Below are 25,711 nucleotides of genomic sequence, written 5' to 3' on the forward strand. Positions count from 1 at the left end.
CTTGTATAGACAGGACGAACCATGATCACGCTTACGCCCGGAAAACTGACGCTGCCGCAACTGCGCCGCATCGCGCGAGGCTCGGACCCGCTTCTGCTCGATCCGGCCAGCTTCGACGCGATCGATGCCAGCGCGCGCGCAGTCGCCGCGATCGCCGCGAAGGGCGATCCGGCTTACGGCATCAATACGGGCTTCGGGCGGCTCGCCAATACGCACATTCCGGCCGATCAGCTGGAACTGCTGCAAAAGAATCTCGTGCTGTCGCATGCGGTGGGCGTGGGCGAGCCGATGTCGCGTCCGGTCGTGCGGCTTTTGATGGCGCTCAAGCTGTCGAGTCTCGGGCGCGGCCATTCGGGCATCCGCCGCGAAGTCATCGACGCGCTCATCACGCTCTTCAACGCCGACGTCCTGCCGATCATCCCGATCAAGGGTTCGGTCGGCGCATCGGGCGACCTCGCGCCGCTCGCGCATATGTCGACGGTGCTGCTCGGCATCGGCGAAGTCACGATTCGCGGCGAGCGCGCCAGTGCGCTCGACGGTCTGGCGGTCGCGGGCCTCAAGCCGCTCACGCTGCAGGCGAAGGAAGGTCTCGCGCTGCTGAACGGCACGCAGGCGTCGGCGGCGCTCGCGCTTTACAACCTTTTCGCGATCGAAGATCTGTTCCGCACCGCGCTCGTCGCGGGCGCGCTGTCCGTCGATGCAGCCGCCGGCTCGGTCGTTCCGTTCGATGCGCGCATCCATGAACTGCGCGGTCATCGCGGGCAGATGGAAGCCGCATCGGCGTATCGCACGCTGCTGAAGGGCTCCGGCATCAATCTGTCGCACGCGGATTGCGACAAGGTGCAGGACCCGTACAGCCTGCGCTGCCAGCCGCAGGTGATGGGCGCGTGCCTCGACCAGATGCGCCACGCGGCGGATGTCCTGCTGATCGAATCGAACGCCGTCTCCGACAACCCGCTGATCTTCCCCGATACGGGCGAAGTGCTCTCGGGCGGCAACTTCCACGCGGAGCCGGTCGCGTTCGCCGCCGACAATCTCGCGCTCGCCGCAGCCGAAATCGGCGCGCTCGCGGAACGCCGCATCGCGCTTTTGATCGACGCGACCCTCTCGGGCCTGCCGCCGTTCCTGGTGCGCGATGGCGGCGTCAACTCCGGCTTCATGATCGCGCACGTGACGGCGGCCGCGCTCGCATCGGAGAACAAGACGCTCGCGCATCCGGCGTCGGTCGATTCGCTGCCGACGTCCGCGAACCAGGAAGACCACGTCTCGATGGCGACGTTCGCCGCGCGCAAGCTCGGCGACATCGCCAGCAACACCGCGAACATCCTCGCGATCGAACTGCTCGCGGCGGCGCAAGGCGTCGATCTGCGCGCGCCGCATCAGACGAGCGCGCCGCTCGCCGAAGTGATGAAGACGCTGCGCGCGCACGTGCCGCACTACGACCTCGACCATTACTTCGCGCCCGACATCGCCGCGATCGCGACGCTCGTGCAGCAAGGCGCGATCGCGCGGCACAGCCCGTTCTCGTTCGCGTCGGAACAAGCTGAATGAGCACGCCCGCGTATCAGGAGATCAAGGACTACATTCTCCAGCGCATTCATATCGGCGAGTGGAAGGAGGGCGACCAGGTGCCTTCCGAAAACGAGCTTGCGCGCGAATTCAAGGTCGCGCGCATGACCGTGAACCGCGCGCTGCGCGAACTGACCGCCGAACAGGTGCTGACGCGCGTGCAGGGCGCGGGCACCTTCGTCGCGCAGCCGAAATACGCGTCGACGCTCGTCGAGATTCGCAGCATTTCGGATGAAATCGTCGCGCGCGGTCACACGTATCGCGCGCAGGTGCTGCATTTGGGCGCGTCGATCGTCGATGAAGCGCTCGCCGCCGAAATGCATCTCGCGCTCGGCAGCCCGGTGTTTCATTCGCGCGTGCTGCATTTCGAAAACGACGAGCCGGTACAGATGGAAGAACGTTACGTGAATCCCGCGCTGGCGCCGGAATACGCGCGCCAGGATTTCACGACGATCACGCCGAACCAGTATCTGATGACCGCCGCGCCGCTGCAGCGGGTCGAGTATCGGATCGAGGCATCGGTGCCGTCGGCGGAAATTCGGCTCGCGCTCGCGATGGCCGAGCACGAGCCGTGTCTGCTGCTGCATCGGCGCACGTGGTCGCGCGATGCGGTGGCGTCGGTTGCGAATCTCTGGCATCCCGGCGACCGCTACCAATTCACCGGACACTTCTGAACGTGACGATCATTCGTGCCGATTCGCTGACGCCCACGCCGTGGAAGAACGGCGGCGGCATCACGCGCGAGATCGCGGCGGGGCCGCAGGGCGTGTCGCTCGATGCGTTCGCGTGGCGTCTGTCGCTCGCCGACGTCGCATCCGACGGTGCGTTCTCGAAGTTCGAGGGCCTCGATCGCGTGCTCGTGCTGCTCGACGGCGCGGGCATGCGTCTGACGGAAGCGCACGGCAACGTGCATGTTCTCGATGCGCCGCTCGCAATCGCGCGCTTTGCCGGCGAGACGCCGATTCACGCCACGCTCCTCGCCGGCCCGACGCGCGATTTCAACGTGATGGTGCGCCGCGATCGCGCGCGCGCAACGGTGAACGCCGGGCGCGCGTCATGCTCGCTCGCGTTCGAACACGACGTGACGTTTCTGTTCTGCGTGCAAGGGCGGCTCGACATCAAGTTCGCCGACGACACATGCCATACGCTCGAAGCAGGCGACACCTCGCGCATCGATGGCGCGAGCGCGCTCGAATGCGCTGTGCGGGATGGCGCATCGTGGCTGCATATCGGCATCGACATGATGTAGACGCGCATCGACATAACAACGGAGACAAGCGATGAACGCATTCTTCGCGGAGCACGCGCGCCTCGCCGATGGCTGGCGTCGCGACGTGCTGCTCGAATGGGACGACGCCGGCACGCTCGTGCGCGTCACGCCGGACAGCGCGGCGCCCGCGGGCGTCGAGCGCGCGAAAGGACCGATCCTGCCCGGCATGCCGAATCTGCACTCGCACGCGTTCCAGCGTGCGATGGCGGGCCTCACCGAGTATCGCGCGAGCGTCGCCGATACGTTCTGGAGCTGGCGCGATCTCATGTATCGCTTCGCCGCGCGGATCGGCCCGGAATCGATCGCGGATATCGCGCACTGGCTTTACATCGAGATGCTGAAGGCGGGCTACACGTCGGTGTGCGAGTTTCACTACGTGCATCACGCGCCCGATGGCGCGCCGTACGCGAATCGCGCGGAACTCGCGGAGCGCGTCGTCGATGCGGCGGAGCGCGCGGGCATCGGCATGACGATGCTGCCGGTGCTCTACGAATACAGCGGCTTCGGCAAGAGCGCGCCGCGCGACGATCAGCGGCGCTTTCTCAATACGCCCGATTCGCTGCTCGGGCTCATCGACGCCCTCGCGCGCTCGCGGCCCGAAAACGGCGCGCGGCGTTACGGCGTCGCGCCGCATTCGTTGCGCGCGGTGTCGGGCGAATCGCTCGCGGCGCTCATCGAGGGAATCGATGCGCGCTTTGAGCGCGCGCCGGTGCATATCCATATCGCCGAACAGATGGCCGAAGTGGACGCCTGCGTCGCGGCTACGGGGCATCGTCCGGTGGACTGGCTGCTCGAACATTTCAACGTCGATGAGCGCTGGTGCCTCGTGCACGCGACGCACGTCGATGCCCACGAATGCGCGCGTCTCGCGGCGAGCGGCGCGGTCGCGGGTCTGTGTCTCACGACCGAAGCGAATCTCGGCGACGGCGTGTTCCCGTCGCGCGATTATCTCGACGCGGGCGGGCGCATCGGCGTCGGGTCCGACAGTCATGTCGGCGTCGACTGGCGCTCGGAGCTGCGTCTGCTGGAATACGGGCAGCGCCTTTGCCGCCAGCAACGCAACGTGCTGGCGTCGCCGACGCAAAGCCGTCCGGCCGATCGTCTTTTCGATGCCGCGCTCGATGGCGGCGCGCACGCGACGGGACGCGCTGTCGGTGCGCTCGCGCAAGGCTTGCGCGCCGACTGGCTCGTGCTCGACGACGCGCATCCGGGCATCGGCGGACATGCGAGCGACGCGTGGATGTCGAGCGCGGTGTTTTGCGAGCATGGCGAGACGCCGATCCGCGATGTCTTCGTCTCCGGCCGCAAGGTGATCAACGCGCGCCGTCACGCCGACGAAGACGAAGCGCTCGCGCGTTATCGCGCCGCCTTGCGCGGCTTGCTGGATTGAGGTCTCACATGAACGGCTCTTCGATCTTCACGCTGGAACGCGGCAACGCGCCGCTCCTGATTTCGATTCCGCACCGCGGCACGCAGATTCCCTGCGCGCTCGCCGACGAGATGACGCCCGTCGCCAAGCTCACCGAGGATTGCGATTGGCATCTCGAACGCCTCTATGCGTTTGCGCGCGATCTGGGCGCATCGATCCTGACGCCGCACTACGCGCGCTATGTCGTCGATCTGAACCGCCCGCCCGACGACGCGAATCTCTATCCCGGCCGCGACACGACGGGGCTCTGTCCGGTCGATACCTTCGACAAGGCGCCGCTCTACAAGCCGGGCCACGAGCCGTCGCGCGATCAGATCGATGCGCGCCGCGCGATGTACTGGCAGCCGTATCACGATGCGCTCGCCGGCGAGCTCGATGCGCTGCGGCGGACGCACGGCCGCGTGCTGCTATGGGAAGCGCATTCGATCCGCTCGGTCGTGCCGCGCTTTTTCGATGGCCGCCTGACCGATTTCAACTTCGGCACGGCGGATGGCGCGTCGGCGGCGCCGGGGCTGGCGGAACGGCTTGCGAGCATCGTCGAGCGCGACGGCCGGTACACGACGGTGGCCAACGGGCGCTTCAAGGGCGGCTATATCACCCGGCGTTACGGGCGGCCCGAAGAGGGCGTTCACGCGGTTCAACTGGAGCTTACGCAGGTCAGCTACATGGAAGAAACGCCGCCATTCGCTTACGACGAAGCCAAGGCGAACGCGATCGAACCGCTGTTGCGCGAGCTCGTATCGGCCGCGCTTGCCTATGTGACCGCGGCTTGCTGACTGTCAGCCGGATGACGAATTGCTGGCGTCGGCGTAATGGCCGGATTCGCAGCGATCTCGCGTGCGCGCGGCGGACGTGAAAATTACGCTGGAAAAACAGTAACTTAAGCAGGGTCCGCCACGCGATCCCGCGCACGCCGCGCAACACGGAGCGAAACGCATTGTTGCGGTCCGGACAATTATGTTTCCTTGAAATTGGGGTTTCCCCTAAGTCCGCGGCCTCCTACACTGTCTTCAAGCGAAACGAAATCAGAAAACGCTTAAAAAGCTTCCGATTCGGTTTCGATTTCAAAACAAGACTACTGGAGGTTCATCATGATCAAGGCATTCGTTCCCGCACTCGTCGTCGCTGCTGCTTTGGCTGCCCCGACTTTCGCTTCGGCACAAAGCAATGCGCCGGTGACTCGCGCTCAAGTCCGCGCTGAACTGGTTCAACTGGAAAAGGCTGGCTACAACCCGTCGGAAGACCGCGTGAACTATCCGCAGAATCTGCAGGCCGCTCAAGCACGCGTGAACGCTGAAAATGGCGCGAACGCTTATGGTCCTTCGACCGCTGGCACTTCGCAATCGGGCGTAGCTGCTCCGGCCGCACGCGCCAACGTGTCGATGTCGGATCGCAACTCGGTCTACTTCGGTCACTAATCGAAGGTTGATGCAGCAGGGCAGTAGATGTGGTGAGCAGTAGCGGTTGAAGTAGCAGCAAGCATCAGAAAGTGCAGTACTTGCGAGAATGCAGTAGTAGTGCGTAGTAAAGCAGTACAGCAGCAAGAAGCAAGAAGCAAGCAGTGAACGCCGGCCGCCATCGAGCGGCCGGCGTTTTTTATTGCGCGTCGTCTTTCTCTTCCATGCGCGGCGACACCGCCCCGCACGCGCGAATCACGAGTCGCACGACTTCTTCCGTCTGTTCATCGAAGGCCTTGCGTGTGAGCGCGCGCTTGCCTTTCAACGCGCGTATCTGCGCATCGAAGTCGGCATAGTGCTGCGTGATCGCCCAGATCATGAACATGAACGTGTCCGGCTCGACCGGCGCGAGCAAGCCGCGCGCGATCCAGCTTTCGATGACGATGACGCGTGTATCGAGCCAGGGCTTCACGCGTTCGTTGAGAATGTCCTGCATGTGATGCGCGCCGTGGATGATCTCGCTCGCCCACACCTTCGAGCCGAGCGGCCTGCGTCGCGACAGGTCCATCTTTGCGCGCACATAGCCGCCGATCGCTTCCACGGGATCGTCGCTGCATTCGAAGGTATCCGCCGCGCGATGCCAGTCCTCGAACAGATCTTCGAGCACGCGCCGATAGAGCGCGAGCTTTGTCGGAAAGTAGTAATGCAGGTTGGCCTTCGGCAAGCCGGCGCGTTCGGCGATCATCGCCGTGCTCGCGCCTTCGAGTCCTTTCTCCGCGAACACTTCCTCGGCGCAAGCGAGAAGCTGCGCTTCGTTGCTCTCGCGGATTTGCGCCTTGCTACGCCGTGAAGGCGGCGCAGTGTCTTCGTTTCCGGCGATGCCGTTCGCCGCGTCGTCGTATCTCATCGTCGAGTTCTTCATCGTCGAATTCTTGGGCCGTGTGCCGCATCGTGCCTGATTCGCGTCATTCGTGCCATTCGCATGTTTGGCGCTGCATCGCGTCGAAAAAGCCATTGCAACCAATAGCTGCCGATGCTGCATCGCAATGGCACTCTTATCGCTTTATTTGCTCGGTGTTTGCCCGCACACGAAAGACGTTGATTTGCTTATTTTAATCGGCTACAACCTGTCCAACTGGACAGGATTGAAGAGCGCTCGATTTATCGAAGAGGCGTGTCGTTCGCATCATTCATCGCATAAGAAAAACGTGCACCGGGCGCGTGCAGCATCGCACCGCAAACGTCCGGCATGCACGAAACGAAGTCACTCACATACGAAGTCCGATCGTAAGGAGCGAGGCGAATGAACGTCGTAACGGATGCAATCAGAGAAGCTGGTCTCGATACGTCCATCAAGGTGAACGGTCAGCGTCTATGGGTCAGCCTGATGACGATGGCCAAAATCGGCGCGACACCGAAGGGCGGTGTCTGCCGTCTCGCGCTGACCGATCTCGATCGCGAAGGGCGCGATCTCATCGTGAGCTGGGCGAAGGCAGCGGGCTGCACGGTGAGCGTCGATCAGATGGGCAACGTGTTCATGCGCCGCGCAGGACGCAATCTCGAGGCGCTGCCGGTGGTTACTGGCTCGCACGCGGATTCACAGCCTACGGGCGGGCGCTTCGACGGCATCTACGGTGTGCTTGGCGGACTCGAAGTGATCCGCTCGCTCAACGATCGCGGCATCGAAACCGAGCATCCGATCGAAGTCGTCATCTGGACCAACGAGGAAGGCTCGCGCTTCGCACCGGCGATGGTTGCGTCGGGCGTGTTCGCGGGCGTGTTCTCGCTCGATTACGGTCTGTCGCGCAAGGACGTCGATGGCAAGACGATCGGCGAAGAACTCGAGCGCATCGGTTATGCGGGCGATGTGCCGTGCGGCGGCCGCAAGCTGCACGCGGCGTTCGAGCTGCATATCGAGCAAGGGCCGATACTCGAGGCCGAAGACAAGACGATCGGCGTCGTCACCGATGCGCAAGGTCAGCGCTGGTACGAGATCACGCTGACGGGCCAGGAAGCCCACGCAGGCCCGACCCCGATGCCGCGCCGCAAGGATGCGCTCCTCGGCGCATCGCGCGTGGTCGATCTCGTGAACCGCATCGGCCTCGACAACGCGCCGCTCGGGTGCGCGACGGTCGGCATGATGCAAGTGCATCCGAACTCGCGCAACGTGATTCCGGGCCGCGTGTTCTTCACCGTCGATTTCCGTCATCCCGACGATGCCGTGCTCGCGCGCATGGATGCCGCGTTGCGCGAGGGCGTGGCACGCATCGCGGGCGAGATCGGTCTGGAGACCGCGCTCGAACAGATCTTCTACTACGAGCCCGTCAAGTTCGACGCCGCGTGCGTCGCTTCCGTGCGGGCGGCGGCGCAGCGCTTCGGCTATTCGCATCGCGACATGGTGTCGGGCGCGGGCCACGATGCGTGCTATCTCGCGCAGGTCGCGCCGACGTCGATGGTGTTCGTGCCGTGCGTCGATGGCATCAGCCACAACGAGATCGAAGACGCGACGCAGGAATGGATCGAGGCAGGCGCGAACGTGCTGCTGCACGCAATGCTGGAGCGCGCGTCGGAACCGGCTTCATAAGCGACGTTTTCTGTTGTTACGTTCAGCACTGTCCGCGTCGATCGAACGCGGACGGCGGGCACTCGTACGTCCTCACAAGGAACGCGCATGACCATGAAATCGACCGGCGATATCGCGAGCCATCGCCTCACGCAGGAACAGCTCGCATGCGAATTCGCGGATGTCGCGCCGCTCCTCGACGCCACCGCCGCCGCTGCCGCCGCGAGCCGCTGCCACTACTGCTACGACGCGCCGTGCGTCCAGGCATGTCCGACGAGCATCGACATTCCAGGCTTCATCCGCAAGATCGGCAACGGCAATCTGAAGGGCGCGGCCGTCGATATCCTGTCGGCCAATCCGTTCGGCGGAATGTGCGCGCGCGTGTGCCCGACGGAGATTCTTTGCGAGGGTAGTTGCGTACGCAACCATCAGGGCGACGAGCCGGTGAAGATCGGCGCGTTGCAGCGTCATGCGACCGATTGGGCGATGGCCAGAGGCGTCGCGTTATTCGAACGCGCGCCGGAAACCGGGCGCCGCATTGCGATCGTCGGTGCGGGACCGGCGGGACTCGCGTGTGCGTATCGGCTTGCGCTTGCGGGGCATCGCGCGGTGATCTTCGATGCGCGCGAGAAGCCAGGCGGACTCAACGAATACGGCATTGCTGCGTACAAGACCGTCGAGGATTATGCGCAGCGCGAAATCGAATGGCTGTATTCGATCGGCGGTATCGAGATCAACATAGGTCAGTCGCTCGGCCGCGACTTCACGCTCGACGGGTTGCGCAAGCAATACGACGCAGTGTTCATCGCGTTCGGCCTTGCTGGCGTGCGCGAGCTGGCGCTCGAAGGCGAAGCGCTCGAAGGCGTGATGAACGCGGTCGATTTCATCGAGCAAGTGCGCGAGGCAGATGATCTCGCGAGCGTGCCGGTCGGGCGGCGCGTCGTCGTGATCGGCGGCGGCAACACGGCGGTCGATGCGTGCGTTCAAAGCCGCAAACTTGGCGCGACGAACGTGACGATGGCGTATCGACGGGGCGTCGAGAACATGAGCGCGACGTGGGCCGAACGTGAGTTCGCGCAGACGAACGGCGTGAGCATCGTCACGCACGCGAATCCGGTGCGATTGGTCGGCGATAACGGGCAGGTGACGGGCGTCGAGTTCGAACGCGGCGGCGAGCGCTTCGTGATCGAAGCGGACATGGTGCTGAAGGCGATCGGGCAAACGCTTGTTCCCGTCGGAATCGATCGCGAGTTATTGACGCTCGATGGCGGGCGCATCGTCACCGACGAGAACCGTCAGACGACGCTCGCGAAAGTCTGGGCCGGCGGCGATTGCGCGACCCATGAAGGACTCGATCTCACCGTGCAGGCCGTACAGGACGGCAAGCTGGCGGCCGCGTCCATCGACGCGTCGTTCGAGCTGACTGCGATCAAAGCCGCCTGAGCCAAAAGGAGAACCACGAACATGGCCGATCTGACTTGCAACATCGCCGGCATCACGTCGCCGAATCCTTTCTGGCTCGCGTCTGCGCCGCCGACCGACAAAGCCTACAACGTCAACCGCGCTTTCGAAGCGGGCTGGGGCGGCGTCGTGTGGAAGACGCTCGGGCTTGATCCGCACGTCGTGAACGTGAGTTCGCGTTACGGCGCGGTGCAATGGAACGGACAAAGAATCGCAGGACTGAATAACATCGAACTGATTACGGACAGACCGCTCGACGTGAACTTGCGCGAGATCGAACAGGTGAAGCGCGACTGGCCCGATCGCGCGCTTATCGTCTCGTTGATGGTTCCGTGCAACGAGAAGGACTGGAAGTGGATTCTCACGCAAGTGGAAGACACGGGCGCAGATGCGGTGGAACTGAACTTCGGTTGTCCGCATGGCATGAGCGAACGCGGCATGGGCGCGGCCGTCGGACAAGTGCCTGAATATGTCGAAATGGTGACGCGCTGGGTGAAGGAAGGCACGAAGCTGCCGTGCCTCGTGAAGCTCACGCCGAACATCAGCGATATTCGCATGGGTTCGCGCGCCGCGTTCAAAGGCGGCGCCGATGGCGTGTCGCTCATCAACACGATCAACTCGATCGTTGCGGTCGATCTCGATCAGATGGCGCCGATGCCGACCGTCGACGGCAAGGGCACGCACGGCGGCTATTGTGGTCCCGCCGTGAAGCCGATCGCGCTGAACATGGTCGCCGAAATCGCGCGCGATCCGCAGACGCCGAATCTGCCTATCTCCGGCATCGGCGGCATTTCATCGTGGCGCGATGCGGCGGAATTCATGGTGCTTGGCGCGGGCAGCGTGCAGGTGTGCACGGCCGCGATGCACTACGGCTTTCGCATCGTGTCCGATCTCGCCGATGGCCTCTCGAACTGGATGGACGAGAAAGGCTACGCAACGCTTGATGACATTCGCGGGCGCGCCGTGCCGAACGTCACGGACTGGAAGCATCTCAATCTCAAGTACGACATCAAGGCGCGCATCGATCAGGACAAGTGCATCCAGTGCGGGCTGTGTCATATCGCTTGCGAGGACACATCGCATCAGGCGATCGTGAAGGAGAAGGACGGCAAGCGTCATTTCGAAGTGGTCGATTCGGAATGCGTCGGCTGCAATCTGTGCATGCACGTTTGTCCTGTCGAGCAGTGCATCACGATGGAACGCGTCGATGCGGGCGAATATGCGAACTGGACCACGCATCCGAACAATCCCGCGCGCATCGATGCGGAAGAACCCGCGAAAGCGGCATGAACATAGACATAACGTAGCGCTCGTCGTCGTTGAATCCCCATGATCAACCGCACACTCAACCGGAGTGCATCCGATGAATCAGACAGCGCATGACGTCGAGACGAGCAGCTTGTATAACGATGACCTCGCACCGACCGGCCCCGCACAGCGCACGTGGAAGTGGTATCACTTCGCGGCGCTGTGGGTCGGCATGGTGATGAACATTGCGTCATACATGCTGGCCGCGGGTCTCACGGACCAGGGCATGTCGCCGTGGCAGGCGGTGTTGACGGTTCTGCTCGGCAACATGATCGTGCTCGTGCCGATGTTGCTGATCGGCCATGCGGGCGCGAAGCACGGCATTCCGTATGCGGTACTCGTGCGCTCGTCGTTCGGCACGCAAGGCGCGAAGTTGCCGGCGCTGCTGCGTGCGATCGTCGCGTGCGGTTGGTACGGCATTCAGACGTGGCTGGGCGGCAGCGCCATCTATACGCTCTTGAATATCCTGACGGGAAACGCATTGCATGGCGCGGCGCTGCCGCTCATCGATATCTCGCTCGGACAACTTGCGTGCTTTCTCGTGTTCTGGGCCTTGCAGCTCTACTTCATCTGGCACGGCACCGATTCGATTCGCTGGCTCGAAAGCTGGTCTGCGCCGATCAAGGTTGTGATGTGCATCGCGCTCGTGTGGTGGGCGACGAGCAAGGCGGGCGGCATCGGTTCCATGCTTTCGGCGCCGTCGCAGTTCGTCGCGGGCGGCAAGAAGGAGGGGCTTTTCTGGGCTACGTTCTGGCCGGGGCTCACGGCGATGGTCGGCTTCTGGGCGACGCTCGCGCTGAACATTCCCGACTTCACGCGCTTCGCGCGCACGCAACGCGATCAGGTGATCGGGCAATCGATCGGCCTGCCTGTGCCGATGGCGCTGCTCTCGGTGATCTCGGTTGTCGTCACGTCGGCGACGGTCGTGATCTACGGGAAGGCGATCTGGGATCCGATCGATCTCACGAGCCGCATGACGGGCATCGGTGTAGGCGTGGCACTGATCATCCTCACGCTCGATACGATGTGCTGCAATCTGGCGGCCAATCTTGTTGGACCGGCTTACGATTTTTCGAGCCTTTGGCCGAAGGGGATTTCGTATCGCGCGGGCGGCATGATTACGGCGACGATAGCCATCGTCATGATGCCTTGGAAGATTCTCGCGACTACGCAGGGTTACATCTTCACGTGGCTCGTGGGCTATTCGGCGCTGCTCGGTCCGGTCGCGGGCATTCTGATGGTCGATTACTTTTTGGTTCGCGGCACGCGGCTCGATCAGCGCGAACTCTTCGATGAAGACGGTGAGTATTCGTATAGCGGCGGATGGAATGTGGCGGCGGTGGTGGCGCTTTTGGTCGGCGTGCTGCCGAATCTGCCGGGTTTTTTGCACACTGCGTTTCCGGGTTCCTTTCCTAACGTGCCCGCGTTTTTCAATACGCTCTATACGTATGCGTGGTTCGTTGGTCTCGTGCTGGCTGCCGTTGTGTATGGATCGTGGATGAAGTTGCGCGGTGGCGCGCGGGCCAGGGTTTTGAGTGCTTGAGTTTTTTGCTTTCGCTTTCGCTTTTGCTTTTGCTTTTGCTTCGCCGGATCCCGTTTTCTTAGTGGTCTATGAGCGTTGCCCCTGTGCGGGGCGGCAGTCACTTTCTTTGCTGCTGCAAAGAAAGTAACCAAAGAAAGCAGCTCGTTAAGGCCCGCGGTCACACGCAATTTGGGTAGTCCTCTCGTCGCAGATGGCACTCGCCTAAAGAGTGCCATCGAAGGACTCACCGGGCTTGGATCGCGCACGGTCTGACAAGCTAGTTTTCCAAGGGCGCTGGATCAGCACGAAACAGCTTCGGCACAGCGCTACGCGCTGCCGCCGGGTCTGCAAGGGAAACCAACGTGAGGAACACGCGGCGTGGTCAGAGGGAAGGGTAAGTAAAGAAGCACTCGCGGACCCGATTGGCCGTTCGGCCGCGAAGCGGGCTGGAGCTATTTGGTGCTGAACCGGTTTGGTGTGTGGTGCGATGAGACGGACCGTGCGCGAGCCAAGCCCGATGGGGCCTATGAGGGCACTCTTTAGGCAGCCCACGATGGACGAGAGGACTACCCAAATTGCGTGTGACCGCGGGCGTATCGGGAGCTGCTTTCTTTGCTTACTTTCTTTGCAGCAGCAAAGAAAGTGAGTGCCGCCCCGCACAGGGGCAGTGCTAATAGACCGACACGAACAAAGGATTTCACGAGAGCGGAAGCGAACAAGCAACGCAACGCAACGCAACGACAACCCCCCCGGAGGGACACTTCAATGCCAACATTGATCCGCGGCGGCACCATCATCGACGCTGACCGCACCTACCGCGCCGATGTTCTCTGCGCAGACCCGCAAGCCGGTGGCACGATCCTGGCGATAGGCCTCGACATAAAGGCACCGGCCGATACGCACACCATAGACGCCGGCGGTCAGTACGTCATGCCGGGCGGCATCGATCCGCACACGCACATGGAACTGCCCTTCATGGGCACCACCGCGAGCGACGATTTCTATACCGGCACCGCAGCGGGATTGTCAGGCGGCACGACGAGTATCATCGACTTCGTGATTCCGAGCCCGAAGCAACCACTCATGGATGCGTTCAAAGAATGGCGCGGCTGGGCTGAGAAAGCATCGGCGGACTACGGCTTTCACGTCGCGGTGACGTGGTGGGACGAGTCGGTGCATCGCGACATGGGCCTGCTCGTTCACGAACACGGTGTGTCGAGCTTCAAGCACTTCATGGCCTACAAAAACGCAATCATGGCCGACGACGAAGTGCTCGTGAACAGCTTCACGCGCTCGCTTGAACTCGGCGCGCTGCCGACCGTGCACGCGGAAAACGGCGAGCTCGTCTTTCAGTTGCAGAAGCAACTACTTGCGAAAGGCTTCAGAGGACCGGAGGCGCATCCGTTGTCGCGTCCGCCCGAAGTGGAAGGCGAGGCGGCCAATCGCGCGATCCGCATCGCGCAAGTGCTCGGCGTGCCGCTCTATATCGTGCATGTGTCGGCGAAAGATGCAGTCGATGTCATCGCCAAGGCGCGCAACGAAGGACTGCGCGTGTTCGGTGAAGTGTTGCCGGGCCATCTGGTGATCGATGAATCGGTGTATCGCGATCCCGACTGGACGCGCGCCGCCGCGCACGTGATGAGCCCGCCGTTTCGCACGAGCGAGCACCGCGAAGCATTGTGGCGCGGGCTGCAATCGGGACAGCTTCATACGACGGCGACGGATCATTGCGTGTTCTGCGCATCGCAGAAGGCGATGGGCCGCGAGGACTTCACGAAGATCCCCAACGGTTGCGGCGGCGTGGAAGATCGCATGTCGGTGCTGTGGCATCACGGCGTCAACATGGGACGTCTCACGCCGAACGAATTCGTGCGCGTGACATCGACGAACGCGGCGCAAATCTTCAATCTCTATCCGCGAAAGGGGGCGGTGCAGATAGGCGCGGACGCAGATCTCGTCGTATGGGATCCGAACGCGACGCGCACGATCTCCGTAAAGGCGCATCATCAAAAGGTCGATTTCAACGTCTTCGAAGGCATGCAAGTGCAGGGCGTCGCGACGCACACGCTCACGCGCGGCGCGCTCGCGTGGACCGACGGCGATCTGCGCGCGGAACGCGGCGCGGGACAGTATCTGAAGCGTCCGCCGAACGCGTCGTACTTCGAGGCGGCGCGCGTCGCCAACAAGCTGAAGGAACCGCATCCCGTGAATCGCGCTGAGTCGGCTTGATTTGCGCATCGGTCGACGAAGCTCCGCGTTGCATTCGACGCGGAGTTTTGTCACGTTTCGCGGCGTGGTCACGCGCCTGCAAGCATAATCCGGCAGGCTATCGATTTTTTGCGCCGCCCGATCATGCCGATGAAAATCACAAAGAAGCTACGCCGCCTCGCCGCGCCAGGTTTGCTCTGTCTGCCGCTAGCGTGCGCGGCAAATCCCAACGCGCTGTGGGAAATCGTCCACGACTACTGCGAGCCCGCCGCCGAGGGCGCGCAGGTCCGGCAGAAATGCGCGGACGTGAATCTGGCGGGCGGCTATGCGGTGCTGAAGGATATCGTCGGCGTCGCGCAATATCTGCTGATTCCGACCGCGCGCGTGAGCGGCATCGAAAGTCCCGAACTGCTCGAGCCCCACGCGCCGAATTACTTTCGCGACGCATGGAATGCGCGCGGCTATGTCTTTCGCGCGTTGCGCCGGACGCTGCCGCGCGACGAAATTTCGCTCGCGATCAACTCGGCAAGCGGGCGCACGCAGAATCAATTGCACATTCATATCGACTGTCTCGCGTCGGATGTCGCCCAGACGCTGCGCGAACTGGGACCGGGCATCGGCACGGCGTGGAAGCCGCTGCCGGTGAGATTGCGCGGCCATGTGTACAGCGCGATGCGTATCGATGATGCTGATCTCGCGCATACGGATCCCTTCAAGCTCGTCGCGCCCTATGCCGCAAGCCGCGGCCAGACCATGGGCGAACAGACGCTGCTGCTCGTCGGCGCCGTGCGTGGCGATGGCGCGCATGCGTTCTTTCTTCTCAACGATCACGTTCAGCCGGGCAACTGGGCGTCATCCGAAGAGCTGCAGGATCATACGTGCTCGTTGGCCAATCGGTCTTTAGAAAAGCCGTGAGGTTTTCAGAAGAATGAAGTGACGCAGATCGTTCGGAGTTCGGATGAATCGCAATCCGCAAATCAGAACTTTCGCGCCTTGTCACTTCTACTTCTGGGAACCACAATGAATGCACTTCGACATCACGTTTGACCCGTTGAAGGACGCGATCAATCGGCTTCAGCATGGTGTGTCGCTGGAGCTTGCGAGGGAGATTGCGTGGGACGATGTCGCGCCGAAGGTTGATGGTCGTCGCGACTATGGAGAGGTACGCGAAGTCGGTTTCGCGCCTATTCGAGGCCTCATGTTTTGCGTAGTGTTCACGCAGAGAAACGAAACGCGGCGCATCATCAGTTTGCGCCGCGCCAACAGAAGAGAGATAAATCGGTATGCAACAAACGTATAGAGGATTCATCCTTCCTACGCCCGAGGAAGAGGCGGCGATTCAGCGCGGCATCGAACTCGATCCGGATACGTGGAATCTGTCCTACGAAGAGTTTGAGCGACTGGAATCATCCGCCGCTTATCATCGTCGGCAGTCGATGTCTGGCGAGCTTCCGGCCGCATGACCCTCATCCCGCGTCGCGCGTGTTCATCCGATGCGCAAACACACGCGGCGCGATCCCTTCGACACGCGCTTCCGGCAAGACGCGCTTCAACGTTCGCAAGGTGAACGCAAGGTCTTCGCTAGCAGTATCGAATTCGAGCCGCAGTTCGCAGCCTTCACGCTGCGCCTGACTCACGTAGATGCCAAGCGGCGAATGAAACAACGCGCGTATGCGTTCCCGCGACGCTTCGCTATCCGCGAAATGCGCAAGCGCCAGAACCCGCACACGTTGACATGCACCTAACCCATCATCCTGCAATTTTCGACGGCTGACCGCCCACGCAAGCGACATATCCATGGCCGTTGCTCCATCACGTTTCCCTTGTGTAGAAGGATACGGCGGCTCGCGTCAACGTCACGCAAAGACATGTGCGCCGCGTGTAAAAAACGTATCAATCGAAGCCATGAAAGACCGCATCGTCCGGACCGATGGAAGCAGGCGACTTCCATGCCGCATCGCGCATCGAGTGACGCACCTGATGCTCGACGCCGAGCAGCACCGCGAAAATCGCCATGCGAACCGCAATGCCGTTGTCGGTCTGACGGAAGATCGCGAGGCGCGAGTCGTGATTCAGGTCGGTGGCGAGATCGTTCGCACCGGGGCGGCTGTCGCGCGGCAGCGGATGCATGATGAGCGTGTCGCGTCCGCATACATCGTCGACGAGCGCCTGGTTGATCTGGAAATCCGGCGTATAGCCTTCGATGGACTCATCGGCGAAACGCTCTTTCTGAATGCGCGTCGCGTAGACCACGTCGGCGCCCGCGAGTCCCGCGCGCAAGTCGCTCGTTTGTTCGATCACATGATCGCCGCGCGCGATGCGCTCGATGATATGCGCCGGCATCTCCAGCGAACCCGGCGACACGAGCGTGAACTTCAGCCCCTTGTAAAGCGAGAGCAGCTTGGCGAGCGAATGCACGGTGCGGCCGTACTTGAGATCGCCGACCATCGCGATATGCGCGCCATCGACGATCTTGCCGAGACGCGAAAACTCGCGCTGGATCGTATACAGATCGAGCAGCGCCTGACTCGGATGCTCGCCCGGGCCGTCGCCGGCATTGATGACGGGAATGTTCGTCGCGCGCGCGAATTCCGCGACGGAGCCTTGCTCCGGATGCCGCACGACAATCGCGTCGGCGTATCCGCTGATGACGCGGCTCGTGTCGTAGATCGACTCGCCTTTCGCCATCGACGAAAAGGTGAAGCCGGTCGTGTCGCACACGGAGCCGCCGAGGCGCGCGAACGCCGCGCCGAAACTCACGCGCGTGCGCGTGCTGGCCTCGAAGAACAGGTTCGCAAGCACCGCGCCTTCGAGCACGCGCGTGATTTTTTTGCGCCGCGCGATGGGCTGCATCATGTCGGCCGTGCGGAACAGCGCTTCAGCCGAGTCGCGCGAAAACTGGTCGATCGAAAGCAATTGCGGCCGGCCTTCGAAGTCGATGGTCAAATGTGCGCTTTGCGTATATGGGCCACCTTCCGGCAAACCGCCGAGAATCTCGCCGACATAGCGCGCGGCGATCTCCGGCATCGCGCGCGACTCCGGCGATTCGTCCGGCAGCAACCATGTGTCCAACGCACGCCGCGACACGCCGATGCGCGATGCGAACGCGTCGCGCGTCATGTTCAGACGCCGCATCGCATCGCGAAGAATCGTCTGCTGCTGAAGTTCCTGAGTCACCGTCACCGCTCCCGAAATATACGCGGTGCGTATATTAGGTCACTCGCCGATCAGATGCAAGACGAGTTCGCGCTGATGCTGCGCCGTCCGGTGCTCGAACACGTAGATGCCCTGCCAAGTGCCGAGCACCATCCGGCCGGCCTCGACGGGAATCGAAAGCTGCACCGTGGTCAGCGCGGTGCGCAGATGCGCGGGCATGTCGTCGGGGCCTTCGGTGTCGTGCACGTAGCGGCCGGGCGCTTCCGGCGCGACCGACTCGAAATAGCGTTCGAGATCCACGCGCACGTCGGGGTCGGCGTTCTCCTGAATCAGCAACGATGCCGACGTATGCCGGCAAAACAGCGTGAGCAAGCCAGTGCGGATGTCCTGAAGGTCGATCCAGTGATCGACGTCGCGGGTGACTTCGTGCAGGCCGCGCGAGCCTGTCGCGACCGTCAGATGGTGGAGTGCCTGTTTCATGTCGGTCTCGGTGCGAGGAATGGGCGGTGCGCCACATCGTGAGTTTACCGGCTTCCCGCGTGGCGTTCGATTCGACGCGATGAACTATGCTGTCTGGACGATGGCTCCACGAAAGGCGCGCACGATGACACGAAACGCGGCTTACGGAACGCTCGCGCTGGCGGCTGTGCTCGCCGCGGCCCCGTACGGGACACACGCCGAAGAAAGGCGCGAGAACCGCGGCAACGATCCGTTTCTGCACGTTTCGAGCGCCATCGCCGATTGCGCCGCTCCGCGCGGCCCGTTCGAAACGCATCAGGAATGGCTCGACGAAGCGCATTACCGCATCGAACGCGGCAATAGCTGCTGGATCGCGGGGCGCTGCCGGCTCGCCAACAGCTACGACTACGACAAGGAAATCGCCGAAAGCGTGACGCGGCGCCTGAATTCGCTCAACGCCTCGCTGCAGTGGCGCGAGAAAACGAGTTTGTGGCTCACGTTGCAGCGCCGCTTCATCTATCTCGACGGCTGCGTGTCGGGCGACTTCGACACGGCGCGCTTCGTGAAAGAGCTCGGCGAAACGGCCGACGTCGAAAAGGTCATCGACCGAACGACGCGCCGGCCGTGATCTCGCAATTGACCTAAGCTAAAAGAGAGACCAAACACGAGGAACCGCCGCGCATATGCGCGTCCGGCTTTCGCCGATGAAAACGAACTTCGCTGACTGGCTGTGCAGACGCGTGCGCCACGCGCTGCTGCTGATGGCGTTCGCCCTCGTGCCGATGAGCGCCGTAGCCGCCGTGGCGGCGCCCGTCGTCGTGATTCCGCTGAAGGGCGCGATCGGGCCGGCGAGCGCGGATTACGTCGTGCGCTCGCTCGCCCGCGCCGCAGACGAGCACGCGCAACTCGTCGTGCTCGAACTCGACACGCCCGGCGGCCTCGATCTCTCGATGCGCTCGATCATTCAGGCGATGCTCGCGTCGCCGGTGCCGGTGGCCGCGTTCATCGCGCCGAGCGGGGCGCGCGCTGCGAGCGCGGGCACGTACATCACGTACGCGAGCCATATCGCCGCGATGGCGCCCGGCACGAATCTGGGCGCGGCGTCGCCGGTGCAGCTTGGCATCGGCGGATCGGAGCGTGAGGGCAAGGCGGCGTCGAACGCAGACGCGCAATCGACCGAAACGCGCAAGCAGATGCAGGACGCCGCCGCCTACATCCGCGGCCTCGCGCAATTGCGCGGACGCAACGTGCAATGGGCCGAGCGCGCGGTGCGCGAGGCGGTCGCGTTATCGGCGACGGAAGCGCTGGAGCAGAAGGTCATCGACGTGACCGCCAACGACGTTCCCGACCTGCTCGCGAAACTCGACGGCCGTCATGTCAAAACCGCGAGCGGCGATCGCGTTCTCGCGACGAAACAGGCGCCGCTCGTCGTGCTGCAACCCGACTGGCGCAGCCGCTTTCTCGCGACGATCACCGACCCGAGCGTCGCGCTCATCCTGATGATGATCGGCATGTACGGCCTCTTCTTCGAGTTCGCGAATCCGGGCATGGTGCTGCCGGGCGTCGCGGGCGCGATCTGCCTGCTCGTCGGATTGTTCGCTTTGCAACTATTGCCGATCAGTTTCGTCGGACTCGGATTGATCGTGCTCGGCATGGGCTTTCTCGTCGCGGAAATGTTTCTGCCGACATTCGGCTCGCTCGGCATCGGCGGAATCATCGCGTTCGCGATCGGCGCGCTCATGCTGATCGATACCGACGTTCCCGGCTTCGGCATTCCCGTCGGGCTCGTTGCCGGGCTCGCGCTCTTCACGGCGCTCTTCGTGTTCACCGTGTCGGGCGTCGCGTTGAAAGCGCGCAAGCGGCCCGTCGTGAGCGGCGGCGAAGCGATGCTCGGCACCATCGGCGTGATGCTGGCGCACGAATCCGGCAGCGGCTGGGCGCGCGTGCAGGGCGAACGCTGGCGCGTGCAGGCGGACGCGCCGCGAGCGTTGCCGCAAGAAGGCGCGCGCGTGCGGGTGATGTCGCGCCACGGTCTCACGCTGACCGTCGAGCCGCTCGAAGGCGAACGCGAGGCGGGCCATTCCTGAACACATCGACAACGAGGCTTGAAAATGGGGCTTACCTTCGGTTTCAGCGGCATTGTCATTGCGTTCGTCATCTTCATCGTCGCGTCGGCGGTGCGTATTTTTCGCGAGTACGAGCGCGGCGTCGTGTTCATGCTCGGGCGCTTCTGGAAGGTGAAAGGGCCGGGGCTCGTGCTCATCATTCCGGTCGTGCAGCAGGTCGTGCGAATGGACTTGCGCACCGTCGTGTTCGACGTGCCGCCGCAGGACGTCATCACGCGCGACAACGTGTCGGTGAAGGTGAATGCGGTCGTGTACTTTCGCGTCGTCGATCCGGAGAAGGCGGTGATTCAGGTCGCGCGTTTTCTCGAAGCAACGAGCCAGCTCGCACAAACGACGTTGCGCGCGATTCTCGGCAAGCACGAGCTCGACGAGTTGCTGTCCGAGCGCGAGCGCCTCAATACCGACATCCAGCGCGTGCTCGATTCGCAGACGGACGCATGGGGCATCAAGGTATCGAACGTCGAGATCAAGGACGTCGACATCAACGAAACGATGATCCGCGCGATCGCCCGCCAGGCCGAAGCGGAGCGCGAGCGGCGCGCGAAGATCATCCATGCGGAAGGCGAATTGCAGGCATCGGAGAAGCTGCTGCAAGCTGCGCAGATGCTCGCGCAGCAGCCGCAGGCGATGCAGTTGCGCTATCTGCAAACGCTCACGTCGATCGCCGGCGACAAGAACTCGACGATCGTCTTTCCGGTGCCGGTCGATCTCGTGAGTTCCGTCATCGACCGGCTGACCAAAGGCTCGACGCAAACTTAGACGAGAGCAGGGAAGTCGATCACCGTGTCGTTCACGCGGTTCACGAGGTTCGTGAAATTGATGACGCTCATCGCAAACAGCGTGTCGATGACTTGCGCTTCCGAATAGCCCGCTTCGCGCACTTCGGTAAGACGCGCCGCGTCGATCGTGCCGGTCGTGCCCGCGACATGCCGCACGAAGCGCACGAGCGCATCGCGCTTTGCATTGCCGGTCGCTTCGCCCGCGCGAATTTGCTGCGTTTCCTTCTGCGACAGCCCGACCATCTTGCCGACGAGCGTATGCGCGGCGGCACAGTAATCACAGCCCGCGAGTTCGCTGACGGCGAGCTTGATCGCTTCGACATCGGCCTTGTCGAGGCTGCTCTTCGCGAGAATCGCATCGCCGTTGAGCGCTGCGCCGAGCGCGGCCGGGCTATGCGTGCCGATGGTCGCGTAAGCGTTCGGCACCTTGCCCGCGGCCTTCTTGATCGCGGCGAAAAGATCGGCGGTGACGCCCGTTGCTTCGTTGACGTTGATTTGGGAAAGACGTGACATGGTGTGCTCCTTCGTTCGGTGGTTGGCCATGTGGATGGCATGGGTTGAACTTTAGGCGCGTGCGTCTTTCGCGTGAATGCTCGCGCGGCTCGTAAAACCGCGCGATCGTCTCATCGTGCGAATGCGGCGGCTTCGTGCCATGATCGGGGCTTCCGCACGCATCGCGAACGCGCACATGGACTATCTGACGAGCCTGAAGGTGTTTTGCACGGTGGTCGAAGCGAAGAGCTTCGCGCGTGCGGCCGACATACTCGGCTTGTCGCCGCCCGTCGTATCGCGTGCCATCGCCGGCCTCGAAGACCGCCTCGGCAGCCGGCTCTTCAATCGCACGACGCGGCAGATCTCGCTGACGGAAACCGCCGAGCGCTTCTTCGCCGACTGCTCGCGTCTGCTCGACGAATTGCAGGCGATGGAAGAGCGCGCGTCGAACCGCGCGAGCGAAGCGACCGGCCTGTTGCGGCTCGTCTCGCACACGACCGTGATGATGAGCCGCTACGCGCCGCTCGTCGCGAGCTTCAGGCGCGCGCATCCGCATGTGCGCCTCGACGTGACGCTGACGGAGCGACCCATCGATCTCGTCGGCGAAGGCTACGATCTCGCCATCGTGCTGCCGTTCATGCTATCGACCGATACCGCCGTCACGCGCCTGCTGGAAACCATTCCGCTCGTGCTCGTCGCGAGCCCCGCGTATCTCGCGCAACGTCCCGCGCCGCGCCATCCGTCCGAACTCGCCGATCATGTTTTCGTGCCGATGTCGCCGTCGATCCGCAAGCCGGCGCTCACGTTCCGCATCGGCGGCGAGGAACTGCGCGTGCCGCTCAGTCACGACATCACGTCGAACAGTGCGGTGTTCAATCGCGAGATGGCCTTGCAGGGCTTCGGCATCGGCGTGTTGCCGACGGCGCTCGTGGCCGACGAGGTCGCGTCGGGGCGGCTCGTCACGCTGCTCGACGCCTACGAGCGCGTCGATTCCGCGATCGAAATCCGGATCGCGTACAGCACGCGCGCGCTGTTGCCGGCCAAGGTGCGCGCGTTCGTCGAGCATGCCGTGCGCTTCTGCGCCGACGGGAGCCTGCGTCCCGACGCGCCGGCAAACCGTCTTCGCGCCTTGTAGCACAGGCTCGGCGCGATTCTTTCCGTCTGCGTCATTCATTCATGCGCGCCGTGACGGTTGACTTGGTGCATATGCACAACTAGTCTTCCGGGCTATGACGGGCAATCGATTCAAGCCTTCCTTCAAACTTAATTGTGCATATGCACTCATCGCAGATGACGACTCCTACGACGAATATTCCTTCGGTAGCGGCGCCGGCGCTCGCGCGGCCCGCGCGCAAGATTCCCTGGATGCTGCTCGCGCTTGGCCTGGTCGGGCTCGTGCTGATCGCGGCGGCCACGTACTGGGCGCTCGTGCTGCGCTTCATTCAGACGACCGACGATGCCTACGTCGGCGGCGATGTCACCGTCCTCGCGCCGAAGGTGAACGGTTTCGTCACCGACGTGCTCGTGCAGGACAATCAGTCCGTTAAGGCGGGGCAAGTGCTGATCCGCCTCGACGCCCGCGATTACGATGCGCGCCTCGCTCAAGCCGACGCCGAATTGTCGGGCGCGCGCGCGGCGGTGGTCGAGTTGCAGGCGAAGGACGCGCTGCAGGCGGCCGTCATCAACCAGCAGCAGGCGGAAGTGCGCGCGTCGTCGGCGGAACTCACGCGCACCGGGCAGGACCGTTCGCGCTATCGCGAACTCGTGAAGGACGATGCGGTGTCGAACCAGATCGTCGAGCGCGCGGACGCGGACTACACGAAGGCGCAGGCGGCGGTGGATCGCAGCGGCGCGTCGCTCGTCGCGGCCAAGCGTCAGTTGAGCGTGATCGAAGCGCAGATCGCCGATGCGCAGGCGCGCGTCGCGACAGCGGAAGCGGCACGTCGTGTCGCGGAGCTGAACGTCGAATACACGACGATCCGCTCGCCGGTCGATGGCTATGTCGGCAATCGCACGGCGCGCGTGGGCGTGCTCGCGAACGTGGGCACATCGCTGCTGACCATCGTTCCGTCGACGGGCCTTTGGGTCGATGCGAACTTCAAGGAAGATCAGTTGAAGAAGATGCGCGCGGGCGACGAAGCCGACGTCGAACTCGACGCATCGAGCGTGCCGCTCACCGGTCACGTCGAAAGTCTCGCGCCCGCGACCGGCGCGACCTTCAGCGTGCTGCCCGCCGAGAACGCGACGGGCAACTTCACGAAGATCGTGCAGCGGGTGCCGGTTCGCATCCGCCTCGATGTGCCGAAGGGCATGGAAACGGTGCTGCGTCCGGGCTTGTCGGCGACGGTGAAGGTGCATCTCGCGAAGCAGTCGAACGGCTGAGGAGCGCGGCGATGACACACACCATTCCTTCCGATCCCGCGAGCCAGCCGATACGGCAACGCGTGTTCGCCTTCGCGCTGATGTGCCTCGGCTTCTTCATGGCGACGCTCGATATCCAGATCGTCGCGTCGTCGCTCAAGGATATCGGCGGCGGATTGTCGGCGAGCCAGGACGAGCTGTCGTGGGTGCAGACGTCGTATCTGATTGCCGAAATTCTCGTCATTCCGATGTCGGGCTGGCTCTCGAAAGTGTTCTCCACGCGCTGGCTGTTCGTCGCATCGGCAATCGGCTTCACGCTCACGAGCATGTTGTGCGGCATGGCGTGGGACATCAATTCGATGATCCTCTTTCGCGGACTGCAAGGCGCGCTCGGCGCCGCGATGATCCCGACCGTCTTCACGACCGCCTTCGTGCTGTTCCCCGGCAAGCAGCGATTGATTGCATCTACAACTATCGGCGCGCTGGCGTCGCTCGCGCCCGCAGTCGGACCGGTGATCGGCGGATGGATCACCGATCAATGGTCGTGGCACTGGCTCTTCTATCTGAACGTGGTGCCGGGTCTCGTCGTCGCGTTGCTCGTGCCGAAGTACGTGCACGTCGACGAGCCCAATGTTTCGCTGCTGAAGAAGGGCGATTACATCGGCATCGTGCTGATGTCGGGCTTTCTCGGCTGTCTGGAATACGTGCTCGAAGAAGGGCCGCGCAAGAACTGGTTCGGCGACGACGTCATCATCGTCTGTGCGTGGATTTCGGGGATCTGCGGCTTCCTGTTCCTCGTGCATGCGTTCACGGCGAAGGATCCGATCGTCGATCTGCGTGCGCTCGCGGTGCGCAACTTCGCGATCGGCAGTCTGCTTTCGTTCGTGACGGGCATCGGCATCTTCGTGTCGGTGTTTCTGACGCCCGTGTTCCTTGCGCGCGTGCGTGGCTTCGATTCGCTGCATACGGGTCTCGCGCTGCTTTCCGTCGGCTGTTTTCAACTGCTTTCCATCGGCGTGTACGGGTTCGCGTCGCGCTTCATCGACATGCGCGTGCTGCTCGCATTCGGTCTGATCTGCTTCGGCGCGGGCTGTTACTTCTATACGCCGCTGACGCACGACTGGGGCTGGCAACAGTTCCTGCTGCCGCAGGCGCTGCGCGGCATCGGCCAGCAATTCGCGGTACCGCCCATCGTGACGATGGCGCTCGGTTCGCTTCCGCCATCGCGGCTCAAATCGGCGAGCGGGCTGTTCAATCTGATGCGCAATCTCGGCGGCGCAATCGGCATCGCGGTGAGCGCGACGATGCTCAACGATCGCCTCAATCTGCATTACCTGCATCTGAACGAGAGCGTGACGATTGGCCGGCCGGTCGTCGACGACATGATCGCGCGCAGTTCGGCGCATCTCGCTTCCGTCGCCGGCGATGCGTTGAACGCGTCGCAAGCGGGGCTGGCATCGCTGCACGCGCTCGTGATGCGCGAGGCGCTCGTGCTGACCTTCGCCGATTGCTTCTACGTGCTCGCGCTGTGTTTCCTCTTCGGCCTGATGACGGTGATGTTCGCCAAGCCGATCACGAGCGCGCCGCCTTCGTCCGACGCGCATTGAACCG

Annotated in this window: 24 protein-coding genes; 19 read left to right on the forward strand and 5 right to left on the reverse strand. The window is 63.1% G+C overall.

Annotated features, from left to right (window positions below; translation table 11 throughout):
• Positions 1–21: 21 nt before the first annotated feature.
• The 6 genes from hutH (at position 22) to NCS67_RS15230 (ending at position 5,686) form a co-directional block, all read left to right on the forward strand.
• On the forward strand, positions 22–1,551 hold the full coding sequence (gene hutH / locus NCS67_RS15205; protein ID WP_008353726.1) for a histidine ammonia-lyase: 1,530 nt from the start codon (positions 22–24) through the stop codon (positions 1,549–1,551).
• Positions 1,548–2,243, forward strand: a complete 696-nt coding sequence (hutC, locus tag NCS67_RS15210) for a histidine utilization transcriptional repressor HutC (protein WP_008353725.1) — start codon at positions 1,548–1,550, stop codon at positions 2,241–2,243. Before hutH ends, hutC begins: the two co-directional genes overlap by 4 nt.
• Positions 2,244–2,245: 2 nt before the next feature.
• A complete protein-coding gene (locus tag NCS67_RS15215) occupies positions 2,246–2,818 on the forward strand; it encodes a HutD/Ves family protein (RefSeq protein WP_250435602.1) in 573 nt (190 codons plus the stop codon).
• A gap of 31 nt (positions 2,819–2,849) precedes the next feature.
• Complete coding sequence (locus NCS67_RS15220; RefSeq protein WP_175979160.1) at positions 2,850–4,229, forward strand: formimidoylglutamate deiminase; 1,380 nt, start codon at positions 2,850–2,852, stop codon at positions 4,227–4,229.
• 8 nt (positions 4,230–4,237) lie between these two features.
• Positions 4,238–5,044 carry an N-formylglutamate deformylase gene (hutG, locus tag NCS67_RS15225; protein ID WP_175979161.1) on the forward strand — a complete coding sequence of 269 codons (807 nt, stop codon included), beginning with the start codon at positions 4,238–4,240 and terminating at the stop codon, positions 5,042–5,044.
• A 318-nt stretch (positions 5,045–5,362) separates the two neighbouring features.
• Positions 5,363–5,686, forward strand: a complete 324-nt coding sequence (locus tag NCS67_RS15230) for a DUF4148 domain-containing protein (RefSeq protein ID WP_033536343.1) — start codon at positions 5,363–5,365, stop codon at positions 5,684–5,686.
• Positions 5,687–5,864: 178 nt separating this feature from the next.
• Here NCS67_RS15230 and NCS67_RS15235 read toward each other — a convergent pair whose 3' ends face one another.
• On the reverse strand, positions 5,865–6,587 hold the full coding sequence (locus NCS67_RS15235; protein ID WP_075583504.1) for a TetR/AcrR family transcriptional regulator: 723 nt from the start codon (positions 6,585–6,587) through the stop codon (positions 5,865–5,867).
• A gap of 381 nt (positions 6,588–6,968) precedes the next feature.
• Here NCS67_RS15235 and NCS67_RS15240 point away from each other — a divergent pair, with 381 nt between their 5' ends.
• From NCS67_RS15240 to NCS67_RS15270, 7 genes are all read left to right on the forward strand, one after another.
• Positions 6,969–8,249 carry a Zn-dependent hydrolase gene (locus tag NCS67_RS15240; RefSeq protein WP_250435603.1) on the forward strand — a complete coding sequence of 427 codons (1,281 nt, stop codon included), beginning with the start codon at positions 6,969–6,971 and terminating at the stop codon, positions 8,247–8,249.
• An 87-nt stretch (positions 8,250–8,336) separates the two neighbouring features.
• Complete coding sequence (locus tag NCS67_RS15245; protein WP_250435604.1) at positions 8,337–9,671, forward strand: NAD(P)-dependent oxidoreductase; 1,335 nt, start codon at positions 8,337–8,339, stop codon at positions 9,669–9,671.
• A 21-nt stretch (positions 9,672–9,692) separates the two neighbouring features.
• Complete coding sequence (gene preA, locus NCS67_RS15250) at positions 9,693–10,979, forward strand: NAD-dependent dihydropyrimidine dehydrogenase subunit PreA (RefSeq protein ID WP_250435605.1); 1,287 nt, start codon at positions 9,693–9,695, stop codon at positions 10,977–10,979.
• A 73-nt stretch (positions 10,980–11,052) separates the two neighbouring features.
• A complete protein-coding gene (locus tag NCS67_RS15255) occupies positions 11,053–12,540 on the forward strand; it encodes an NCS1 family nucleobase:cation symporter-1 (RefSeq protein ID WP_008353715.1) in 1,488 nt (495 codons plus the stop codon).
• Between the two features lie 744 nt (positions 12,541–13,284).
• Positions 13,285–14,748, forward strand: coding sequence for a dihydropyrimidinase (gene hydA, locus NCS67_RS15260; RefSeq protein WP_250435606.1), 1,464 nt, complete (start codon positions 13,285–13,287; stop codon positions 14,746–14,748).
• Positions 14,749–14,877: 129 nt separating this feature from the next.
• Positions 14,878–15,642, forward strand: a complete 765-nt coding sequence (locus NCS67_RS15265; protein ID WP_250435608.1) for a CDP-diacylglycerol diphosphatase — start codon at positions 14,878–14,880, stop codon at positions 15,640–15,642.
• A 109-nt stretch (positions 15,643–15,751) separates the two neighbouring features.
• On the forward strand, positions 15,752–16,027 hold the full coding sequence (locus tag NCS67_RS15270) for a BrnT family toxin (RefSeq protein ID WP_250435610.1): 276 nt from the start codon (positions 15,752–15,754) through the stop codon (positions 16,025–16,027).
• 166 nt (positions 16,028–16,193) lie between these two features.
• Here NCS67_RS15270 and NCS67_RS15275 read toward each other — a convergent pair whose 3' ends face one another.
• The 3 genes from NCS67_RS15275 to NCS67_RS15285 form a co-directional block, all read right to left on the reverse strand.
• Positions 16,194–16,526, reverse strand: coding sequence for a hypothetical protein (locus tag NCS67_RS15275; RefSeq protein ID WP_008353709.1), 333 nt, complete (start codon positions 16,524–16,526; stop codon positions 16,194–16,196).
• A gap of 94 nt (positions 16,527–16,620) precedes the next feature.
• A complete protein-coding gene (locus NCS67_RS15280; protein WP_033537153.1) occupies positions 16,621–17,904 on the reverse strand; it encodes an aspartate carbamoyltransferase in 1,284 nt (427 codons plus the stop codon).
• 39 nt (positions 17,905–17,943) lie between these two features.
• Positions 17,944–18,363: a secondary thiamine-phosphate synthase enzyme YjbQ gene (locus NCS67_RS15285; RefSeq protein WP_008353705.1), complete on the reverse strand. Its 420-nt coding sequence runs from the start codon at positions 18,361–18,363 to the stop codon at positions 17,944–17,946.
• Positions 18,364–18,487: 124 nt separating this feature from the next.
• On the opposite strand from NCS67_RS15285, the gene NCS67_RS15290 reads away from it, so the two are divergent.
• The 3 genes from NCS67_RS15290 (at position 18,488) to NCS67_RS15300 (ending at position 21,227) form a co-directional block, all read left to right on the forward strand.
• Positions 18,488–18,970: a BON domain-containing protein gene (locus NCS67_RS15290; protein WP_250435612.1), complete on the forward strand. Its 483-nt coding sequence runs from the start codon at positions 18,488–18,490 to the stop codon at positions 18,968–18,970.
• A gap of 76 nt (positions 18,971–19,046) precedes the next feature.
• Positions 19,047–20,429: an NfeD family protein gene (locus NCS67_RS15295; RefSeq protein WP_372492556.1), complete on the forward strand. Its 1,383-nt coding sequence runs from the start codon at positions 19,047–19,049 to the stop codon at positions 20,427–20,429.
• 24 nt (positions 20,430–20,453) lie between these two features.
• Positions 20,454–21,227, forward strand: a complete 774-nt coding sequence (locus NCS67_RS15300) for a slipin family protein (RefSeq protein WP_175979171.1) — start codon at positions 20,454–20,456, stop codon at positions 21,225–21,227.
• Here the strand turns inward: NCS67_RS15300 and NCS67_RS15305 are convergent.
• A complete protein-coding gene (locus tag NCS67_RS15305) occupies positions 21,224–21,760 on the reverse strand; it encodes a carboxymuconolactone decarboxylase family protein (RefSeq protein ID WP_008353697.1) in 537 nt (178 codons plus the stop codon). The two genes, NCS67_RS15300 and NCS67_RS15305, sit on opposite strands and share 4 nt — an antisense overlap.
• Positions 21,761–21,935: 175 nt before the next feature.
• Between NCS67_RS15305 and NCS67_RS15310 the strand changes: the two genes are divergently transcribed.
• The 3 genes from NCS67_RS15310 to NCS67_RS15320 all read left to right on the forward strand — a co-directional run bounded on the left by NCS67_RS15310 (position 21,936) and on the right by NCS67_RS15320 (position 25,707).
• Positions 21,936–22,874, forward strand: coding sequence for a LysR family transcriptional regulator (locus tag NCS67_RS15310; protein ID WP_033537151.1), 939 nt, complete (start codon positions 21,936–21,938; stop codon positions 22,872–22,874).
• A gap of 155 nt (positions 22,875–23,029) precedes the next feature.
• Positions 23,030–24,121: an HlyD family secretion protein gene (locus NCS67_RS15315; RefSeq protein ID WP_250435614.1), complete on the forward strand. Its 1,092-nt coding sequence runs from the start codon at positions 23,030–23,032 to the stop codon at positions 24,119–24,121.
• Positions 24,122–24,132: 11 nt separating this feature from the next.
• Entirely contained in the window at positions 24,133–25,707 is a 1,575-nt protein-coding gene (locus NCS67_RS15320) for a DHA2 family efflux MFS transporter permease subunit (protein ID WP_175979173.1), read from the forward strand.
• Positions 25,708–25,711 lie beyond the last annotated feature (4 nt).

The sequence above is a fragment of the Caballeronia sp. ATUFL_F2_KS9A genome, assembly GCF_023630765.1.
In the GTDB taxonomy this organism is placed as follows: domain Bacteria; phylum Pseudomonadota; class Gammaproteobacteria; order Burkholderiales; family Burkholderiaceae; genus Caballeronia; species Caballeronia zhejiangensis.

Bases quoted from the DNA above. Each gene is read 5' to 3' on its own strand.
- NCS67_RS15285 (WP_008353705.1), bottom strand. From the start codon at position 18,363: ATGAAACAGGCACTCCACCATCTGACGGTCGCGACAGGCTCGCGCGGC.
- NCS67_RS15295 (WP_372492556.1), top strand. From the start codon at position 19,047: ATGAAAACGAACTTCGCTGACTGGCTGTGCAGACGCGTGCGCCACGCG.
- NCS67_RS15275 (WP_008353709.1), bottom strand. From the start codon at position 16,526: ATGGATATGTCGCTTGCGTGGGCGGTCAGCCGTCGAAAATTGCAGGAT.
- NCS67_RS15320 (WP_175979173.1), top strand. From the start codon at position 24,133: ATGACACACACCATTCCTTCCGATCCCGCGAGCCAGCCGATACGGCAA.
- NCS67_RS15235 (WP_075583504.1), bottom strand. From the start codon at position 6,587: ATGAAGAACTCGACGATGAGATACGACGACGCGGCGAACGGCATCGCC.
- NCS67_RS15300 (WP_175979171.1), top strand. From the start codon at position 20,454: ATGGGGCTTACCTTCGGTTTCAGCGGCATTGTCATTGCGTTCGTCATC.
- NCS67_RS15315 (WP_250435614.1), top strand. From the start codon at position 23,030: ATGACGACTCCTACGACGAATATTCCTTCGGTAGCGGCGCCGGCGCTC.
- hutC (WP_008353725.1), top strand. From the start codon at position 1,548: ATGAGCACGCCCGCGTATCAGGAGATCAAGGACTACATTCTCCAGCGC.
- NCS67_RS15290 (WP_250435612.1), top strand. From the start codon at position 18,488: ATGACACGAAACGCGGCTTACGGAACGCTCGCGCTGGCGGCTGTGCTC.
- hutG (WP_175979161.1), top strand. From the start codon at position 4,238: ATGAACGGCTCTTCGATCTTCACGCTGGAACGCGGCAACGCGCCGCTC.
- preA (WP_250435605.1), top strand. From the start codon at position 9,693: ATGGCCGATCTGACTTGCAACATCGCCGGCATCACGTCGCCGAATCCT.
- NCS67_RS15305 (WP_008353697.1), bottom strand. From the start codon at position 21,760: ATGTCACGTCTTTCCCAAATCAACGTCAACGAAGCAACGGGCGTCACC.
- NCS67_RS15245 (WP_250435604.1), top strand. From the start codon at position 8,337: ATGACCATGAAATCGACCGGCGATATCGCGAGCCATCGCCTCACGCAG.
- NCS67_RS15270 (WP_250435610.1), top strand. From the start codon at position 15,752: ATGCACTTCGACATCACGTTTGACCCGTTGAAGGACGCGATCAATCGG.
- NCS67_RS15240 (WP_250435603.1), top strand. From the start codon at position 6,969: ATGAACGTCGTAACGGATGCAATCAGAGAAGCTGGTCTCGATACGTCC.
- NCS67_RS15310 (WP_033537151.1), top strand. From the start codon at position 21,936: ATGGACTATCTGACGAGCCTGAAGGTGTTTTGCACGGTGGTCGAAGCG.
- NCS67_RS15255 (WP_008353715.1), top strand. From the start codon at position 11,053: ATGAATCAGACAGCGCATGACGTCGAGACGAGCAGCTTGTATAACGAT.
- hydA (WP_250435606.1), top strand. From the start codon at position 13,285: ATGCCAACATTGATCCGCGGCGGCACCATCATCGACGCTGACCGCACC.
- NCS67_RS15220 (WP_175979160.1), top strand. From the start codon at position 2,850: ATGAACGCATTCTTCGCGGAGCACGCGCGCCTCGCCGATGGCTGGCGT.
- hutH (WP_008353726.1), top strand. From the start codon at position 22: ATGATCACGCTTACGCCCGGAAAACTGACGCTGCCGCAACTGCGCCGC.
- NCS67_RS15265 (WP_250435608.1), top strand. From the start codon at position 14,878: ATGAAAATCACAAAGAAGCTACGCCGCCTCGCCGCGCCAGGTTTGCTC.